Below are 18,906 nucleotides of genomic sequence, written 5' to 3' on the forward strand. Positions count from 1 at the left end.
TTCACATTGTAAGTGGCGCAATTACTCAAAAAAAGCCGTAACTTCCTTGGCATTATTGATGGTGTCTTGAAAACCAAGCTCAAGCAATTCCCGTGTGTAGTCTCGTTCAAAAAGCACAAAACTTAAAAGATCGCCAGAATGTTTTTTCTCACCTAGAATATTGAGGAGATAGCGGAGCAAAGTGGGAAGCGCTTTAAAATGGATTTGCGCTAAAGGTGCTAAATCTTTACTTGGACGTAAATGCAAGGTAGTGATGGGGCGCCATGGAGAGCGGCGCTTTTTCCACATTGAGAGCAACATCGCTATTTCATTCATTCGGTTGACCATTTCAATATCCCGGTCGAGATTGTCCAAAAAGAGCGCATTTAGCATGTTACCAAAAATATGCGAAAAAGGAATGTCATCATGATTACGTAACGTTTCCTGTTCAACAAATGTAGGCAGAGCCCGGGTTCCTAAAATTAGAATTTTATCGACTTCAAAACGAATAGATCCTCGAAGTGGTGCAGCCAGACCCACGCTGCCGTCACCATAATGAAAACCGTCAAGTAACACGGTTGGAAAAAATAGAGGTAAGGCACTGGATGCTAAAATATGTTCTGCCTGGACGCTAACACGCTTGCTGCCGTGGCGCGGGTAATTCCAATCCATAAATTCAGGATTATTATGTTCGTAAAACGAAATAGTCTGGCGAGTTTCATAACAATTGCTGATAATTTCTAGAGTATCGAGATAGCCACCACTTATATTTTGCGCAATTTTATTGAAATCAAGGCCATCCGTTATCATTTCTCTCAGAGGCGTGGTATCAAGTAAATGTGCCGCTTGCCGTTGCTTGATCATCATAGTGCTCATGTTACGCATAACGGATTTACTTAATGCAAAATTACTCGCTTTATAAACTTGCTGGCAATGAATTTCACTCCAAATCGTCTCGAGTTTATCAAGTGCTGTGGGAAAGTCATCGGCATTTTCCGCAAGCACTGCTGCGTTCATACTCCCCACGCTTACGCCGCTGACCATTTCAAAGGGTAATGTTTTAACTTGTAATATGTGGCCAATTGCTTTTAAGACACCAGCTTGATAAGCGCCTCGAGCACCACCACCTGCCAAATAAAGGGCTTTTTTAGACATAATGATTTTTTTTATCGCATTTATTTAGTCTCTATGAGGAAATATAGTTGAGTTTATACTGGATTAGCAAGCTCTAGCGTATATTGGAAAAAAAATTACCAAAATTTTGGCGAATAGTATATTATGTGTTTCTGAACAAAGTGGGTAATTGGTGAGCAAGGTGAGAGAATTTGAGATTTCTGATACTCTACTCGAGGCAGCTGAAGTCCTTGAAGAAATACAACGCCCCATCGACAGTGAAATTGAGCTCTTATTCTTTAAGAAAAATCCTGAAAAAGTCTTAAAGAAGGTATTACTCGCATCACAAATCATCAAAACTACCGGGAGTACAGGCAAGGCAATAATGCAGATAAGTTCTTCTATAAGAACGTTTAATAATATTGCGCCTACTGAATCGCTGAAGCAAGGATTAGGTATCGGAGCAATTATATTTGCTGCATTGGATTTTCTTCTTATCCCGTTTATATATCTTACCTGTTACTTATTAGGCGAAAAAATTCCTGCGGATCGGAGCAATAATTCCAAATGGCTTTTTTCTTCAATATTGTTAGCACTGACGATCACTTCCATAACAGTTCCTGCTGTAGCAATAGCGATTGCTCTAACCACAACATCAATCTCATTTCTTTTAAGCGTATTTTTATTAGGCAGGGCAATATATGAACGTTACCGTTTGGGTAATGATCGTAGAGCAATTAGAAAATTGATTGACAATACTACAGAGGAAATAAAATCCATTCAGACCGATGCAATTACGCTGAGAAATGCATTAAGAGAAGAGATTGATGAACAGGAGCTTATCTTTTTATGTGAGCAAATTTCAATGCTACACGAACGTTTTAAGGCAGAAAAAGATGAGCTAATAAAACTTAAGTTAAAAGAATTGGACTTGAATAACAAAATAAAGAACGCAGGATTTATGCAAGTCATGGACAAGGGAGTTGGTTTAAGTTTGTCTGCCTTAGGTTTAATTGGTTTAATTGTATCTTTATATTTTCCATTAGTAGGATTAGGGATATTAACCGCAGTATCCGTCATTTCACTTGCATACCTTGCAGGACGATTGATCGTGCCTTTAATCCAATTGGGAAAATGGATTGTTAACAAAATTTGTTCTTTAGTTGGCGGAAGTACTGATGATCTAACACAGGCGGATAAGCCTAATAAAGAATATTCAACCGATTTAATGTTAGGGCGTTTTTCGGCTAATAAAAAAGATATAAATGTGTCGTCGCAAAAAATAACTAAAGACACTTCGGATATATCATTATCCCGTACAATCCCATTATTTCAGCCTCTGAAAAGCTCAGTAGATAGAGTTGAAAAAGGAAAACCAATTCATTCTTTATTAACTCCACCTATTGAAAGTACATTTCACTGATAAGATAAGCACCTTGATAAATAGTTTTTTTCTGTTATTCCTCGATTTCGTAGCTTCTGCTTTTTTAGTCTAAACCTCATTGCAAAAAACTTAAAACTCCTTTAACTTAAAAATTTACCCCCAAAAGGAAAAAAACTCATGGTGAATATACTTCGCGAGCAACCCCGTGCATTTCACATGATTTTTATGTTGGAATTATGGGAGCGGTTTGGGTTTTATACTGTTCAAGGGATTTTAACTTTATTTTTTATTCGCTATTTGGGTTACAACGATACCGTTTCCTATTACACCTTTGGTGCCTATTCGGCTTTAGTATACGGGATGGTGGTTATTGGTGGGTATTTGGGGGATAGAGTATTAGGTACCAAACGTACCATTGTTTTGGGCCTTATTGTTTTGGCTGCAGGTTATTTTTCTTTGGCGCTTACTGATAAGGAACATGTATTTCTTGCCCTGGGGTTAATTTGTGTTGGAAATGGTTTGTTTAAAGCAAATCCATCAAATTTGCTTGCTAAATGCTATGAGGCAAATGATCCGCGTTTGCATGGTGGCTTTACCTTGTATTATATGGCAATCAATTTGGGAAGCATGATTGCATTATTTGCAGGACCAGCAATTTCTAGCCGCTATGGTTATTCTTATGCGTATATGATGAGCGCGATCGGTTTATTAATTGGCTTGGCAAATTATTGGCTTCAACATCAATTTGTGGCTCATATAAATACTGATGCGGACAAACGGAACATTTCGTTTTTCCAGTGGTTACTGATATTGGTTGGAATAGTCTGTCTCACTGAAGGATCTGCTTATTTATTGCAGCATGTAATGCTAACAAAAAATTTGTTTTGGTTGATTACCATTACGGTAATCGCTTATTACTTATTCATGATTCGCAAGGAAAGCAAAATTATCAAGATGCGTATGTTGGTTGCTTTGGCTTTGATGTTGGAAGCCATCATTTTCTTTACTCTGTACCAACAAATGCCTACCTCGTTGAATTTGTTTGCGGTCCATAATGTAGTCCCTGTTTTTTTGGGAATTACGATTGATGCACAAAGTTTCCAAGCGTTAAACCCGATTTGGATCGTATTAATGAGCCCGGTTTTGGCCTATTTTTATGACGTTCTTCATAGAAGAGGCATAGAGTTTTCTATCCCTTATAAATTCTCTTTAGGAATGACGATGTGTGGAATTAGTTTTTTAATGCTCTTTTTTGCACGTTATTTTTACACAGACCAAGGTATGGTTTCTTCCTGGTGGTTAATCATGAGTTATTTATTTCAAAGTGTGGGCGAATTATTAGTATCTGCACTAGGAGTGGCTATGGTTGCAGAATTGGTACCTCCCCAGATTGCTGGATTTGTGATGGGAATGTGGTTTTTAACCTCCGCAATTGCCGGATTTATTGGTGCTTCAGTCGCATCTTACACAGCACTTCCTGAGCAAATTAAACCTGGAGTAGGTTCATTAATGATTTATACTCATGTGTTTGCTTGTATTGGTATTGTCACCTTAATTATTGCTTTACTAATGTGGTTATTGTCACCACGTTTAAGTCGTTATATTTCAGGGAAGAAAACAGACTTACAGCAAGAGGCAAAAGAAGCAGAATACTCGGTATCTAAATGTTTTATGATTTCTAGATTTGAACAGCATTCGGATCCTCTTAATTAAATATGCTAATAAGGGTATGTTTATCATATTGAAGATGAGTCAACCTAAATTCGTGTGGAATTTAGATTGACTCAATGAGTTTATCTCCAATGACCGCGGCCACGATGCCAACCACCCCAGCCTGCTTTGTGCCATCCGCCACCATACAAACGGGCTCCATGCCAGCCACCACCACTCCATCCCCTATAAAAGCCACGTCCACCCCAATAGCCCAAGCCTAAACTACCTAACCCTAAGCCTAAGCCAGAATAATAGTAACGGCCTGGGTAATAATAACGACTAGGATAATAGCCTGAATAATAGGAGTAGCCCGGGGAATAGCTTGAATAGTAGCCATTATTTGGATTAGCAGTAACATAGCAACCGCTTAAAAAAAGTGTAGGTACAAACACTAATACTGCGATAATAATTTTTTTCATGATCGCTTCCTTACGAAATGTTCGCAAATTAATTATACGTCATGTAGATAATTTGATCAAAAAAATAATTTATGTAGTCATGGATGTTAGTCAGTTGTTTTGTTATTAAGGCATTTTTTAAGATAGCTTGGATAAACTATGTTCATTTCGAGGATTTCTATTGTACTATGCAGTGAATGATGGAGTTAATTGAAAGCAGTTAAGAAAAATGAGTATCCCAATCAATCTGCATTCTCAAAAATTAATAAAGAACTATTTATCAGAGGCTCAAGTCCATTCACGTGAGCTTAGTTCTATTACTACATCGGTTGATCTCCAGACCTTAATATTTTGGTTGAATAAAGAACCAAAATACTCTAGGAAATCAAAAGAACAACAGCAAAAAATCGAGTTTATTCTTGTACTATTACGAACGTCTTTATTGCAGGATTTATTCCTTTCTATGAAAGGTGTTGACGCCAATTTACTCCAAGAAGAGAAACCTAATACTCCAATAGACAAGATAAAATTTATCTTGCTCACTATGGCGGGTATTTTGGTTGCAGCATGTCAGGGATTCGATAGCATTGTGACCATGCTAAATATTTTCAATCTATCTTCCTCAATGATTCTTGCTGCTGGATTTGTATTCTCCTTTCTTTCAGTGATTGTTTTTTGTGGATTTGACTTAGTAAAAGTCTCGAAGGCTTTGGGAGTTAAACTGAGTGATACTTATAAGTTATTAGATGCATATTTGTTGCAATTAAAAATAATTAAATCCATTAGAAAAAAAGTAAATGAATATTCTCTTTCAGATTTGTCACAAGAAGATTTAAAACAATTGGAATGCATTATTTCCATGCTGCAAAAACGCTTTACGTTGCTCACTGAAGCAAGTAAGCAATTTGAGTTGGCCCTCACAAGTGAGAATATGAATAGGGTTAAGTCGCTTATTTCCGGTGTGTCTGGAATCCTGTTCTTTGGCGGAGGGTTCTTCGCTGGTCAATCAGTAGCTCTTTTCATGTCTGGTCTTCTTATAAACCCATTAACATCAGCTTTTTGGCCTGTGATCCTGTTTAGTGCTCTCGTCGGTTTCGCTGCATTTAGCATTTACTGGTATGTTGAGCGTCCTGGACTAGACAAATTAGTAAGCAGCTGGTTTGGTCTAAACGAAGAGAATATCCAGAAATTATGTGATAAGCATCTAATTGATAAAGAAATTCATAAATTAGAAAATCTACAACTAAAAGTAATAGGTGCTTCTCGATTAGTGAAAAAATTAACTCAAGCTGAACAGCGCATTGAGTTGGATAAAACACTGTTAATTGATGAATGTGTTCATGAGCGAATTTCAATCGATATACGAGCAAGTGGTAATTATTATTCTTTTCTTAAGCCTCAGCGACCTTGCGATGTACTCATGAACATTACGTGCAAGCCGGAAGAAGTAGACCCGTCTTGTTGTTTTATGTAAGGTAATCGGTATAGATAATATTTATCTCTCGATCTTAAAGTTAAATATTGAGAATATCTTTCACAAAAGGAATGGTTATTTTTCGCTGTGCAGCAAGAGATGCATCGTCTAAGCGGTTAAGCAAATTATGTAGGTCATGCATATTTCGGGAACATCTATTTAAAAGGAATTGACCCACACTTTCTGGTAAATCGAACCCTCTTTTAAGCGCATGAAGTTTCAAAGTATGAATTTTATCTTCGTCACTTAATTCGATTAGTTGAATTACCAAGCCCCAACTTAATCTTGAACGTAAATCAGCAAGTTGAATCGGAATTGTAGCGGGAGATTGATTTCCAGAAATAATTAGAATGCTTTGTTCCATGTCTTTGATTTTATTGTATAAATGAAATAACGCTTCTTCCCATTCAGGATCTTTGGCTATAACATCTATGTCATCAATACAGATTAACTCTTGATCTTCAACTCCCTCTATAGCTTGCGGTCCCCATTCTTTAAGAAAAGTCAAAGGAAGATAGATTGCAGATTGAGCATCAATTGCTTGACAACATCCTTGTAATAAATGGGTTTTACCGCTACCTGAATCACCCCAAAGATAAAGTAACCGATCTTCTTTATGAGTGAGCATGTGATGTAATTGCTGGTGCAACAGTTCATTACTTCCCCAATTGAAATCAACAAGGGTAGCCTCATCGTTTAATTTTATTGCTAACGCCAACTGCTTATTCATTATGATGGTTCTTTTTTGGGATACGCTTTTTTGCCCCAGGTCCATATATAATCAATATAAGTAACCGCTGTTGTAAACGTCGTCAAAATGATTAGAACAGTGATCAAATAAGAAGGAAATTCAAAATAGGCTAATTCAAATAAACAGGAAGTAACCAGAATGAGTTGTAATGCAGTATTAATTTTACTGAGCAAAGTGGGTTGAAAATCCAACTTGCGGCGAACAAATTGATACCAAGCAACTACCCCCAAAGAAATTGTTAAATCCCTGAGGAACACTAAAACGACAAGCCACCAAGGCAATAAACCAATTAATGCTAAAGAGATGAAGCTGGAAGCAATTAATAATTTATCCGCAAGTGGATCCACAAAAGATCCAAAAAAGCTTTGCCAGTTAAAACTACGAGCTAAAAAGCCATCCAAGCCATCACTTAATCCCGCAAATATGAATAAATAAAAAGCGATTACATATTCATGACGATATAAAAAAAATAGAAAAGGTGCGATTATTATGAGACGCAATAAAGTTAGAGCATTTGGTATGTATTTTAATATCATAGGCCATACGATAATGTAATTACCCTTATTTGCTCAGCCCCTTAAATATAGGGATGGCTTAAGAAAGAGTATATGTTTTTGCTGAACTGTTAAGTCTAGTGTATACAATACTCGTAGTTCTGTCACTTATGTTTCTCTTCATTTTTACGATACATAATTAATGTATTACCAATCATTTGTACGAGTTCGGCTTGTAGTTGTTGGCATAACTCATCTGCCATCATAATTCTGTCCTCCCTTTCTGCCCCATTAATTTTCACTTTTATGAGTTCATGCGAAAGCAATGCAATATCTGTTTCGGCAATAACGGCTTCAGTTAATCCTTTCGCACCAAGAAGCACGACAGGTTTTAAATGATGTGCTTGGGCTTTAAGTGATTTTTTGAGTGCAGTATCCACTTGTAATGTTCCTTAAATACACTCCAATAACGTAGCTATTTGGAGACTGAATGATAAAATGGTAAATTATTGCACGTTTTGCTGGGAAAAGGTAGTGAAATTCAGTATCATAGCTCAAATTGATACTCTATATAAATTTATGAAGCGTACTAAAAGCAGTAAGCGGTGGTTACAAGAGCACTTTGATGATGTTTATGTAAAGAAAGCACAAGCAGAGGGTTATCGTAGTCGCGCTATATACAAGTTAAAAGAAGTAGACGACAAAGAGTCTTTGCTCAAACCAGGGATGACGGTAGTTGATCTAGGAGCAGCTCCTGGTGGATGGACACAGTATGTCACTGAACGGTTGCAAGGTCGCGGGCGTATAGTTGCCCTTGACATTTTGCCTATGGATGCATTGCCAGATGTGGATTTCATTCTTGGGGATTTTAGGGAAGATGAAGTACTGCAGAAGTTAAAAGATTTAATCCCTGAACACAGTGTTGACTTGTTATTATCAGATATGGCCCCAAATATGAGTGGTACAACTGCAATTGATATTCCACGTGCAATGTATTTGGTAGAATTGGCTTTTGATTTTGCAGAAAAAATGCTAAAACCAGGTGGTTCCATGCTAATTAAAATCTTTCATGGCGCTGGTTTTGATGATTTAGTAAAACAAGCAAGAGCTTCTTTTGAGAAAGTCGTGATTCGAAAGCCTTCCGCTTCTCGTTCTCGCTCAAAAGAAACCTATTTGCTGGCAAAGGGATACAATTTATAGTAACTTTATGATTTAAGAATCCGATCATAATATAAAAGCTGTACGTCACTAACGAGGTTAATACTTTGAACGACATGGTTAAGAATTTATTTTTATGGCTGATTATAGCGATCGTGCTTGTTTCAGTTTTCAGTAATTTCGGCCCTCGAAACACGGTTGCTGAGAAGCTTTCTTACAGCCAATTTTTGAAAGAAGTCGATCAAGGTATGGTTAATTCAGTCACCATTGAGGATGATAAAATCATCAAAGGAATGACTAAAAATAATAAGCGTTTTGTAACGTACATGCCTATGCAAGATAATGCTTTATTAGGCGAGTTGCTAAAAAGTAAAGTCGACGTAAGCGGCCAAGAGAAACAACAAGAAAGTTTCCTTCTCCATTTATTTATCAATTGGTTCCCAATGCTGCTTTTAATCGGGGTTTGGATATTTTTTATGCGCCAAATGCAAGGAGGAGGTGGTCGAGGTGCCATGTCGTTTGGCCGATCACGTGCACGCTTGCTTGGTGAAGATCAAGTAAAAGTGACTTTTGCTGATGTTGCAGGAGTAGATGAAGCTAAAGAAGAGGTTAAAGAATTAGTGGATTTTCTTCGTGATCCTACCAAATTCCAAAATCTTGGGGGACGCATACCTCGCGGTGTATTATTAGTGGGCTCTCCCGGAACAGGTAAAACCCTTTTGGCTCGAGCTGTTGCTGGTGAAGCGAAAGTTCCATTTTTCACCATTTCGGGTTCGGATTTTGTTGAAATGTTTGTCGGGGTGGGTGCATCTCGTGTCCGCGATATGTTTGAACAAGCGAAAAAACATGCTCCTTGTATTATTTTTATCGATGAAATTGATGCAGTAGGTCGTCATAGAGGCGCGGGTCTTGGAGGCGGTCATGACGAGCGCGAACAAACACTGAACCAATTGCTTGTGGAAATGGATGGTTTTGAAGGGAGTGAAGGAGTAATTGTTGTTGCAGCAACGAACCGCCCAGATGTTCTAGATCCTGCATTATTGCGCCCAGGTCGTTTTGATCGCCAGGTGGTAGTTCCATTACCTGACATTCGAGGTCGTGAACAAATTTTAAGAGTACATTTGCAAAAAGTTCCCGTAGATAGCAATGTGGACATTATGGCAATTGCTCGAGGAACTCCGGGGTTTTCGGGAGCAGATCTCGCGAATCTGGTGAACGAAGCTGCTTTATTTGCTGCACGTGCAAATAAACGCAAGGTCAACATGGTGGAATTAGACAAAGCAAAAGACAAAATTATGATGGGAGCGGAACGACGTTCCATGGTTATGGATGATAACGAGAAAAAACTAACTGCTTATCATGAGGCGGGTCACGCAATTGTTGGTTTATCTGTACCCGAACATGATCCGGTATACAAAGTTTCTATTATCCCACGGGGTCGTGCTCTTGGGGTGACTATGTTTTTACCAGAGCAAGATCGCTATAGTCATAGTAAACGCCGTTTAGAAAGCCAATTATGTAGTTTGTTTGGTGGCCGTATCGCCGAGGAACTCATTTTTGGTCCTGAAAGCGTGACTACTGGTGCCTCGAATGACATCATGCGTTCTACTGAAATAGCCCGTAAAATGGTTACAAGCTGGGGACTTTCATCTTTGGGCCCTCTTACTTTTGGTGAAGAAGAAGAGGAAGTATTCCTAGGGCGATCGATGAATAAACATAAAGAAATGTCAGACAGGACAGCGCAGCAAATTGATGATGAAGTCCGTACGATTATTGACCGAAACTATAAACGAGCTAAAGAAATTCTTGTCACCAATATGGATAAACTGCATTTAATGGCAAAAAATTTAATTAAATACGAAACGATTGATTTCAATCAAATCCAAGAAATTATGTCGGGTAAAGAACCTACACCACCGGAAGATTGGAATTCGTCAAAACCACTGGACTCTGAAGTGAATAATAACTCATCAGAAAAACCAACCGAGCATGAGGTTAGCGTAAACCCTGCTGAAGAGCACTGAAATATTAGTGAGAAAAGCAGGTGAATCCAACGCAATTTTCAGGTTGGCTTGAACTACAAAGCCAACCTTCTTTAGGTAAATCAATCCAAAAACCTTTAATTATGGGAATATTAAATGTCACTCCAGATTCATTTTCTGATGGTGGCGAATTTTTATCCCTAGATAAGGCTTGCGAACACGCAGATTACTTAGTAAGTAAAGGTGCTGATTTAATCGATATTGGAGGGCAATCAACCCGACCCGGAGCGCACCATGTACCGCTCGATGTCGAATTAAATCGAGTCATACCTGTCATTAAACAAATTCGTACAAATTCAGATGTATGTATTTCGATTGATACAAATAAACCAGAGGTTATGGAAGCTGCTATCAATGCAGGTGCTAACCTTATTAATGATATTTATGCTCTACGCACAAAAGGGACTCTGGAGATGGCGGCACAGCTGGCAGTTCCGGTATGCTTAATGCATATGCAAGGTGAACCACACAATATGCAACGTAATCCATATTATGCAGACGGTGTGCTTAATGAAGTAACCCGTTTTTTTATGGAACGTATTAATGCATGTGATAAGGCAGGCATAAAAAGAAGTAATTTAATTTTGGATCCGGGCTTTGGATTTGGAAAACAAGTACAAGATAATTTGCTCTTGGTAAAAAATCTTGATAGCTTTGCATCATTGGGGAGGCCTTTGCTTTTAGGGGTCTCACGTAAAAGTACTATAGGGACGGTACTGGCTAAAGAGGTGGGTGAGCGTTTGATAGGAAGTATAGCGGCAGCGGTTTATGCAGCACTGAAAGGCGTGGGGATCATTAGAACGCACGATGTAGATGAAACAAACCAGGCGCTGCAGATGACTACCATGATTAGTCAGGCCGATGGAGATCAGCTCACGCGAGCTAAAATTTCTTAATAGAGGTGGTTAAGGATGAGTCAACGTAAATATTTTGGTACTGATGGCATCAGAGGGCATGTGGGTCTGTCAAATATTAATCCAGAATTCGTTTTGAAGTTGGGTTGGGCTGTTGGCCGAGTATTGGCTAATGGGCATCGCAAAAAAGTAGTGATTGGAAAAGACACACGAGTTTCAGGCTATATGCTGGAATCAGCTTTGGAGGCGGGGTTATCCGCAGCTGGTGTTGATGTCGCTTTGTTAGGTCCAATGCCTACTCCAGCCATTGCTTATTTGACTCAAACACTGAGAGCCAATGCCGGTATCGTGATTAGTGCATCGCACAATTTATTTGAAGATAATGGAATTAAGTTTTTTTCTTCAGAAGGGGGTAAATTACCCGACAGCGTTGAATTAGCAATTGAAGCGGAACTGGAAAAGAAAATGCAAACCGTCCCGTCGCAAAATTTGGGGAAGGCGGCACGAATTGATGATGCAAGTGGGCGTTATATAGAATTTTGTAAATCAACAATTCCTTCATTAACACGATTAACCGGTTTAAAAATAGTTGTTGATTGCGCTAACGGTGCAACCTACCACATTGCTCCCAATGTATTTGTTGAGTTGGGCGCTCAAGTTATCGCTATCGGTAATCGCCCTGATGGCTTTAATATTAACGAGGATTGTGGCTCTACAGCTCCTGAATTATTAAGGCAAAAAGTTATTAGTACGGGTGCAGACATTGGTATTGGTCTAGATGGTGATGGAGATCGTGTGATCTTAATCGATTCAGATGGTCGTTTACTTGATGGAGATCAAATTCTTTATATTATTGCGAAGGATAGGCATCAACGCGGCGTATTGAATGGCGGGGTAGTGGGTACGCAGATGAGCAATTATGGATTGGAAATCGCAATAAAAAGTCTGGGTATCCCTTTTGTTCGAACACGCGTAGGAGATCGATACGTTTTAGAGGCTTTACGAGAAAAAGATTGGAAGATTGGTGGTGAAACCTCAGGACATATTGTTTGCCTGGATAAAACTACAACAGGCGATGGGATTGTTGCCGCATTGCAAGTCTTGTCCATTATGGTAAAGCAAGGGAAAACCTTACAGCAATTAATTGAAGGAATAAATTTATTACCACAAAGCTTGATGAATTTAAAAACTAATTATGCCACCTTACTTGCTGAACATACCCAAGTAATTGAAATTGTGCGAGCTTTAGAAACGAGTTTAAAAGGAGAGGGAAGAGTATTACTCAGACCGTCCGGCACTGAACCTTTATTACGTGTTATGGTGGAAGGTATGGATGAGAGTATTGTAAAACAGCATGCACAAAAGTTATGCGAGGAGATTAGTCAAATTGAGAGGGGTTTGGGCGCTTAGTAATAAATTTAACCTCCTGGTTTTTGAGCTAAAGAACCTTTTAATAAAAAATACACGATAAGACTACACATCGGCATTGAGTTTGGGTATAGTCCGCAATTGGAACGAGGGGGTGTACTAATGAGACACAAGATAGTTGCGGGCAACTGGAAAATGAATGGTCAGCTGCAGCAAGTGATTCAATTAAGTAATGAACTTAAACAATCACTGAATTCTATTAATGATGTCCAAGTTATAATCATACCTCCAGTAATTTATATTCCACAAGTTAGGGATATACTTGCTGAATGTAATATTAAAGTAGGTGCCCAGAATGTATATCCAAAGGACTTTGGAGCGTATACCGGAGAAATATCAGCGCCTATGTTAAAAGATTTTAACTGTCGCTATGTATTGGTGGGACACTCTGAGCGAAGACATTGTTTTCATGAAGATGAAAATTTTGTAGCGCAAAAATTCCACCATGTAAAAGAACATGATATGATACCGGTTCTTTGCGTCGGTGAAACGCTAGTTGAACGTGAAAAAGGGCAAACAGAGCAAGTCATTGCTAAACAATTACTTGCAGTAAGTGAGCAAGACAAAAATTGTTTTCGTGATTGTGTTGTAGCTTACGAACCGGTTTGGGCAATAGGCACAGGAAAAACTGCTTCACCCGAACAAGCACAGGAAGTACATCAGTTTATTAGAAAGCTGGTTGCAGAGATAAATTATAGCGATGCTGGACGTTTACCCCTTTTATATGGGGGAAGTGTGAATGAAAACAATGCCAGAGCATTATTTGCCATGCCAGATGTAGATGGTGGCTTGGTAGGAGGCGCATCGTTGAACGCGAAACAGTTTGTGGAAATTGTGAAATGTATCAATTGATATTAATGATTCATGTAATCGTTGCTGTAGTCTTAATAGGCTTAGTTCTCATCCAACATGGTAAAGGCGCCGATATTGGTGCAGCTTTTGGATCAGGCGCTTCGAATACTTTATTTGGTAGCCAAGGGACAGGCGGATTTTTATTTAAATTAACTGGTGGTTTGGCAATAACCTTTTTTATCACCAGCTTATTGTTATCTTATTTGGTGTCTGTCCAATATCAAAAAGCAGATCAGCAAATAATTCCTCAGACTAGTGTACCTGCGAGTTCAATTCCTGTACCGGTTGATAACAATAAGAAGAAATAAATAAGAATCTTCTCTTTGTACTTAAGTACTCAGAGGGATTAGAGAAGTAAATAATTATTAAAGAATATGCCGAAGTGGTGGAATTGGTAGACACGCCGTCTTGAGGGGGCGGTGGCGAAAGCCGTGCCGGTTCGAGTCCGGCCTTCGGCACCATTTTAATCCGTGCAAGGTGAAAAAATGCTATCTCAATATTTACCTGTTCTTATTTTTATAATTATCGGATTGGCATTGGGCGTAGCAATGATAGGGGCTGGTTCCCTTTTGTCAAAGCACAACCCTGATAGCTCTAAGAATTCTCCCTATGAGTGTGGATTTGGTGCATTCGAGAGTTCTCATATTCCATTTGATGTTCGCTTTTATCTTGTAGCCATATTATTTATTATTTTTGATTTGGAAACTGCGTTTTTCTTTCCATGGGCTTTAGCTTTACGCAAAATTGGCTGGTTTGGTTTTGCAGGAATGATGTTGTTTTTAGGATTATTAGTTATTGGTTTTATTTATGAATGGAAACGAGGCGCACTAGAGTGGGAATAATTTAAGGTGTGCAATAAGTCACTTCTGATTGTTACTTCCTAAGAAGAAGCAAACAGAGGTGATACTTTTTTTATTAATATTTAACTGCTTAGAGGCTAGCTATGGCGGTTGCAGAATTGCAAAAAAGTGGCTTTGTAACGACTTCAGTCGAGAAACTTCTCGGATGGGCACGTAGTGGTTCTATGTGGCCTATGACTTTTGGATTGGCATGTTGTGCTGTTGAAATGATGCACGTGGGTGCTGCACGTTATGATTTGGATCGGTTCGGAATTATTTTTCGTCCAAGTCCACGTCAATCAGACGTGATGATTGTTGCAGGGACCCTGTGTAATAAAATGGCTCCTGCTTTGCGTAAAGTTTATGATCAAATGCCTGAACCTCGTTGGGTTATCTCCATGGGCTCTTGTGCGAACGGCGGTGGGTATTATCATTACTCTTACTCCGTAGTTCGTGGATGTGATCGCATTGTCCCAGTAGATGTATATGTACCAGGTTGTCCTCCAACTGCTGAAGCACTGCTGTATGGCATTATTCAATTGCAGAACAAAATCAGGCATAAAAAAATCTTAGAAGCTTAAGATCATCAAAGGTGCAAACAGATGACAACAAAAAATGATTATTTGGTTGAACAACTCAAAAGCGAATTGGCGAGCCAATTTAATGAAATTAGTCTTGCTTATAATGAAGTAACTATTGAGTGTGACTCAGCAAATTTAAAAGCAATTATGTTGGAACTACGTGATCTGGAAGCCTTTTGTTTTGATCAGCTGATCGACCTTTGCGCTGTGGATTATTTGCTTTACGGTGAGTATGATTGGGAAACAGATTCAGCAACTGAAAGTGGATTTTCTCGCGGTGTAGAACGTCAAGAAGCCAAAGTTTATGCTCTAAGCAAACCCCGTTTTGCTGTAGTTTATCATTTACTCTCAACAAAATTGAATCATCGATTACGTGTGAAGGTATTTCTTGATGAGGCTCATCTAATTGTTCCTTCTGTGCATCATTTGTGGAAAGGCGCGAATTGGTTTGAGCGCGAGGCTTATGATTTATATGGTATTTTATTTGAAGGCCATCCGGACTTAAGACGTATTTTGACAGATTATGGATTTATCGGGCATCCATTCCGTAAAGATTTTCCTCTCAGTGGTCATGTTGAAATGCGTTATGACGCAAAATTAGAAAAGGTCATATACGCTCCAGTGGATATTGAACCCAGAATTTTAGTGCCCAAGGTTATTCGGAATGATAACCGGTATATTGATGATAAAAGGGGCGAAGAATGATTGAATTAAAGAATTATACTTTAAACTTTGGTCCACAACATCCTGCAGCTCATGGAGTATTACGTTTAGTTCTTGAGCTTGAAGGTGAAACCATTGTTCGCGCAGATCCACACATAGGATTACTGCATAGAGCCACAGAAAAATTAGCAGAAACAAAACCTTACATTCAAAGCATTGGTTATATGGATAGACTAGACTACGTGTCTATGATGTGTAACGAACATGCTTATGTACGTGCCATTGAGAAACTTTTAGATATCGATGCACCAATTCGAGCTCAATATATCCGTACGATGTTTGATGAAGTAACGCGTATTCTAAATCATTTGCTGTGGTTAGGTGCTATCGCACTGGATATCGGTGCGATGACCGTATTTTTATATTGTTTCAGAGAACGTGAAGATTTATTTGATTGTTATGAGGCAGTATCTGGGGCTCGAATGCACGCTACCTATTATCGACCTGGGGGTGTTGCACGAGACTTGCCCGACTCTATGCCTAAGTATAAAGCGTCAAGATGGCATAACGAACGAGAAGTGGATAAGCTCAATGAGGAGCGCAGCGGCAGTCTACTTGACTTCCTCTGGTCCTTTACCGAGCGGTTCCCCCGTTGTGTTGATGAATATGAAACCTTATTAACTGACAATAGAATTTGGAAACAACGAACAGTAGATATTGGTGTTGTTTCCCCTGAAGAAGCGTTGCAATGGGGTTTTACAGGTCCAATGCTTCGCGGCTCTGGTGTCGCGTGGGACTTGCGAAAAAAACAGAGCTATGCAGCCTATGATCGCGTGGATTTCGATATCCCAGTTGGTAAAACTGGAGATTGTTATGATCGTTATTTAGTCCGTGTTGAAGAACTAAGGCAATCAAATCGAATTATTAGACAATGTATCGAGTGGCTCAGAGCAAATCCTGGACCAGTGCGTATTGATGATCACAAAATCACACCACCACGCCGCGTAGAAATGAAAGAAGATATGGAGGCATTAATCCATCATTTCAAATTGTTTACTGAAGGTTTTTGTTTACCCCGTGGGGAAGTATATAGTGCCGTTGAGGCTCCTAAAGGTGAGTTTGGTATTTATATGGTATCTGATGGGGCGAATAAACCCTACAGATTAAAGATTCGTGCTCCTGGATTTGCTCACTTGTCGAGCTATGATGCAATGACTAGAGGACATATGATCGCTGATGGTGTGGCGATTTTAGCGAGTCAGGATATAGTATTTGGTGAAATTGATCGTTAATTTTTGATCTGTCAGTTTACGATTATTAAATATGACATTCCAAAAATAGCAATTTAAATTAATAAAGGTTTAGAAATGTCTGATAATTCAGCAAAAAAATTAAATCAATTGGTGTCAGCTCAAAGAATAAAGGACATCGATCATTGGATAGCTAAATATCCAAAAGATCAGAAGCAATCCGCTGTGATGAGTGCGCTACGAATCGTGCAAGAAGAGCATGGTCACCTGACTACAGAATTAATGGATGCTGTAGCTGATTATCTTGAGATGCCTCCTATTTCCGTATATGAGGTTGCGAGTTTCTATACTATGTACGAACACACACAAGTTGGAAGACACTCGATAAATGTATGTACCAATATCTCTTGTATGCTGCGTGATTCGGCTGCGGTTGTCGAACACTTGGAAAAAAAGTTGGGTATAAAATTAGGTGGGACCACAGATGATGGGCGCTTTACTTTAAGATCCGTTGAATGTTTAGGTGCTTGTGTTAATGCGCCGATGATGCAGGTGGACAAAGATTATCATGAGAATCTGACTCCTGAATCTATAGATAAAGTGTTGGAACAATACCAATAAAAGATAGAGGTGGTTGCCGTGGTTGAATTAAATCAAGTTTGTTATCGAACATTTCATCTACCAGAGCCTTGGACACTATCTGCTTATGAGAGTGTGGGTGGATATAGTGCATGGAGAAAAATATTAAAAGAGCAAACTTCTCCACAATTAATAATTGATGAGTTAAAAACCTCTGCCTTGCGTGGTCGAGGAGGAGCAGGATTCCCGACTGGATTGAAATGGAGTTTTATGAATCGTAATACTCCAGTACAAAAATATGTAGTTTGTAATTCAGACGAAGGTGAGCCAGGTACGTGTAAGGATCGCGAAATACTTACATTGAATCCACACCAGCTTATAGAGGGTATGGCTATTGCTGGATATACCATGGGTGCTACTGTTGGATATAATTATATCCGCGGTGAGTTTTGGTTGCCCTATGAGCGTACGGAAGCCGCACTAAAAGAAGCTTATGAAGCTGGTTTATTAGGTAAGAATATTTTAGGAACAGGTATTGACTTCGATTTATATAATCATTTAGGGGCTGGTGCTTACATTTGCGGTGAAGAGACCGCATTGCTCAATTCCCTTGAAGGAAAAAAAGGGCAGCCCAGATTCAAGCCTCCCTTTCCTGCTAACTATGGCTTATACGGGAAGCCTACAACGATAAATAATACTGAGACTTTTGCCTCTGTTCCGGTCATTATGGAAAAAGGTGGCGAGTGGTTTTTAAAAATAGGCAAACCCAATAATGGCGGAGCCAAATGTTTTAGTGTGAGTGGACACGTTAATAAACCTGGAAATTTCGAAATCCCTTTGGGGACCCCCTTTAAAACGTTACTTGAATTAGCAGGTGGGGTTTCAAAAGGTCGTAAAATTAAAGCAGTAATTCCCGGAGGTACTTCCATGCCTGTTTTACCTGGTGAGGTGATGATGGGTCTAGATATGGATTATGACAGTATCCAAAAAGCAGGATCAGGATTAGGTTCGGGTGCTGTAATTATTATGGATGAAACAACCTGTATGGTTGATGCACTCTATCGCATTTCCGAGTTTTACATGGATGAGTCTTGTGGACAATGTACTCCATGCCGTGAGGGCACTGGTTGGCTAGTCCGTTTACTACATCGCATTAAGGATGGGCATGGTGAACCTGGAGATGTAGAGAAATTAGTCAATGTTGCGAACAATATCGAAGGACGCACCATTTGTGCATTAGGTGAGGCAGCAGCTTGGCCAGTACAAAGTTTTGTGAAGCATTTCCGCGATGAATTTGAATATTTCGTGAAGCATAAACGCTCAATCGTCGCAGCATAATTAAAAAGGTTTGACC

General features: G+C 39.2%; 20 protein-coding genes and 1 tRNA gene. 16 read left to right on the top strand and 5 right to left on the bottom strand.

The genetic code is table 11. The features are described from left to right. Positions 1-21: 21 nt before the first annotated feature. Positions 22-1,134, bottom strand: coding sequence for a patatin-like phospholipase family protein (locus HBNCFIEN_RS01070; protein WP_182392322.1), 1,113 nt, complete (start codon positions 1,132-1,134; stop codon positions 22-24). 160 nt (positions 1,135-1,294) lie between these two features. Here HBNCFIEN_RS01070 and HBNCFIEN_RS01075 point away from each other — a divergent pair, with 160 nt between their 5' ends. Beyond that, a complete protein-coding gene (locus tag HBNCFIEN_RS01075; RefSeq protein WP_182392323.1) occupies positions 1,295-2,515 on the top strand; it encodes a hypothetical protein in 1,221 nt (406 codons plus the stop codon). A gap of 138 nt (positions 2,516-2,653) precedes the next feature. Beyond that, positions 2,654-4,189 carry an oligopeptide:H+ symporter gene (locus HBNCFIEN_RS01080; RefSeq protein WP_182392324.1) on the top strand — a complete coding sequence of 512 codons (1,536 nt, stop codon included), beginning with the start codon at positions 2,654-2,656 and terminating at the stop codon, positions 4,187-4,189. Positions 4,190-4,269: 80 nt separating this feature from the next. Here HBNCFIEN_RS01080 and HBNCFIEN_RS01085 read toward each other — a convergent pair whose 3' ends face one another. Further along, on the bottom strand, positions 4,270-4,608 hold the full coding sequence (locus HBNCFIEN_RS01085) for a hypothetical protein (protein ID WP_182392325.1): 339 nt from the start codon (positions 4,606-4,608) through the stop codon (positions 4,270-4,272). A 208-nt stretch (positions 4,609-4,816) separates the two neighbouring features. Between HBNCFIEN_RS01085 and HBNCFIEN_RS01090 the strand changes: the two genes are divergently transcribed. Continuing rightward, a complete protein-coding gene (locus HBNCFIEN_RS01090; RefSeq protein WP_182392326.1) occupies positions 4,817-6,061 on the top strand; it encodes a hypothetical protein in 1,245 nt (414 codons plus the stop codon). A gap of 40 nt (positions 6,062-6,101) precedes the next feature. Here HBNCFIEN_RS01090 and hda read toward each other — a convergent pair whose 3' ends face one another. From hda to yhbY, 3 genes are all read right to left on the bottom strand, one after another. Further along, the gene (gene hda, locus HBNCFIEN_RS01095) at positions 6,102-6,791 is read right to left on the bottom strand and encodes a DnaA regulatory inactivator Hda (protein ID WP_182392327.1); all 690 of its coding nucleotides are present in this window, start codon (positions 6,789-6,791) and stop codon (positions 6,102-6,104) included. Beyond that, positions 6,791-7,348, bottom strand: coding sequence for a CDP-alcohol phosphatidyltransferase family protein (locus HBNCFIEN_RS01100; protein ID WP_182392328.1), 558 nt, complete (start codon positions 7,346-7,348; stop codon positions 6,791-6,793). The genes hda and HBNCFIEN_RS01100 overlap by 1 nt, the downstream gene beginning before the upstream one ends. A gap of 122 nt (positions 7,349-7,470) precedes the next feature. Continuing rightward, positions 7,471-7,746 carry a ribosome assembly RNA-binding protein YhbY gene (yhbY, locus tag HBNCFIEN_RS01105; RefSeq protein WP_182392329.1) on the bottom strand — a complete coding sequence of 92 codons (276 nt, stop codon included), beginning with the start codon at positions 7,744-7,746 and terminating at the stop codon, positions 7,471-7,473. 139 nt (positions 7,747-7,885) lie between these two features. Here yhbY and rlmE point away from each other — a divergent pair, with 139 nt between their 5' ends. The 13 genes from rlmE to nuoF all read left to right on the top strand — a co-directional run bounded on the left by rlmE (position 7,886) and on the right by nuoF (position 18,890). After that, on the top strand, positions 7,886-8,506 hold the full coding sequence (gene rlmE / locus HBNCFIEN_RS01110; RefSeq protein WP_182393575.1) for a 23S rRNA (uridine(2552)-2'-O)-methyltransferase RlmE: 621 nt from the start codon (positions 7,886-7,888) through the stop codon (positions 8,504-8,506). A gap of 74 nt (positions 8,507-8,580) precedes the next feature. Next, positions 8,581-10,488, top strand: coding sequence for an ATP-dependent zinc metalloprotease FtsH (ftsH, locus tag HBNCFIEN_RS01115; RefSeq protein WP_182393576.1), 1,908 nt, complete (start codon positions 8,581-8,583; stop codon positions 10,486-10,488). A 20-nt stretch (positions 10,489-10,508) separates the two neighbouring features. Further along, positions 10,509-11,402: a dihydropteroate synthase gene (gene folP / locus HBNCFIEN_RS01120; RefSeq protein WP_182392330.1), complete on the top strand. Its 894-nt coding sequence runs from the start codon at positions 10,509-10,511 to the stop codon at positions 11,400-11,402. Between the two features lie 15 nt (positions 11,403-11,417). Further along, entirely contained in the window at positions 11,418-12,770 is a 1,353-nt protein-coding gene (gene glmM / locus HBNCFIEN_RS01125; RefSeq protein ID WP_182392331.1) for a phosphoglucosamine mutase, read from the top strand. A 120-nt stretch (positions 12,771-12,890) separates the two neighbouring features. Beyond that, positions 12,891-13,640 carry a triose-phosphate isomerase gene (tpiA, locus tag HBNCFIEN_RS01130; RefSeq protein WP_182392332.1) on the top strand — a complete coding sequence of 250 codons (750 nt, stop codon included), beginning with the start codon at positions 12,891-12,893 and terminating at the stop codon, positions 13,638-13,640. Next, positions 13,628-13,948 carry a preprotein translocase subunit SecG gene (gene secG, locus HBNCFIEN_RS01135; protein WP_182392333.1) on the top strand — a complete coding sequence of 107 codons (321 nt, stop codon included), beginning with the start codon at positions 13,628-13,630 and terminating at the stop codon, positions 13,946-13,948. Before tpiA ends, secG begins: the two co-directional genes overlap by 13 nt. 68 nt (positions 13,949-14,016) lie before the next feature. After that, positions 14,017-14,101: transfer RNA gene (locus HBNCFIEN_RS01140), tRNA-Leu, on the top strand. 24 nt (positions 14,102-14,125) lie between these two features. Continuing rightward, positions 14,126-14,482, top strand: a complete 357-nt coding sequence (locus tag HBNCFIEN_RS01145) for an NADH-quinone oxidoreductase subunit A (RefSeq protein ID WP_182392334.1) — start codon at positions 14,126-14,128, stop codon at positions 14,480-14,482. A 101-nt stretch (positions 14,483-14,583) separates the two neighbouring features. Next, entirely contained in the window at positions 14,584-15,060 is a 477-nt protein-coding gene (locus HBNCFIEN_RS01150; RefSeq protein ID WP_019232910.1) for an NADH-quinone oxidoreductase subunit B family protein, read from the top strand. Positions 15,061-15,081: 21 nt separating this feature from the next. Next, entirely contained in the window at positions 15,082-15,765 is a 684-nt protein-coding gene (locus HBNCFIEN_RS01155) for an NADH-quinone oxidoreductase subunit C (RefSeq protein ID WP_182392335.1), read from the top strand. Beyond that, a complete protein-coding gene (locus HBNCFIEN_RS01160) occupies positions 15,762-17,015 on the top strand; it encodes an NADH-quinone oxidoreductase subunit D (RefSeq protein ID WP_182392336.1) in 1,254 nt (417 codons plus the stop codon). The genes HBNCFIEN_RS01155 and HBNCFIEN_RS01160 overlap by 4 nt, the downstream gene beginning before the upstream one ends. A 75-nt stretch (positions 17,016-17,090) precedes the next feature. After that, a complete protein-coding gene (gene nuoE / locus HBNCFIEN_RS01165) occupies positions 17,091-17,594 on the top strand; it encodes an NADH-quinone oxidoreductase subunit NuoE (protein ID WP_182392337.1) in 504 nt (167 codons plus the stop codon). Positions 17,595-17,612: 18 nt separating this feature from the next. Beyond that, on the top strand, positions 17,613-18,890 hold the full coding sequence (gene nuoF / locus HBNCFIEN_RS01170; RefSeq protein ID WP_182392338.1) for an NADH-quinone oxidoreductase subunit NuoF: 1,278 nt from the start codon (positions 17,613-17,615) through the stop codon (positions 18,888-18,890). Positions 18,891-18,906: the final 16 nt, after the last annotated feature.

The organism is Legionella sp. PC997, from assembly GCF_014109825.1.
GTDB lineage: Bacteria > Pseudomonadota > Gammaproteobacteria > Legionellales > Legionellaceae > Legionella.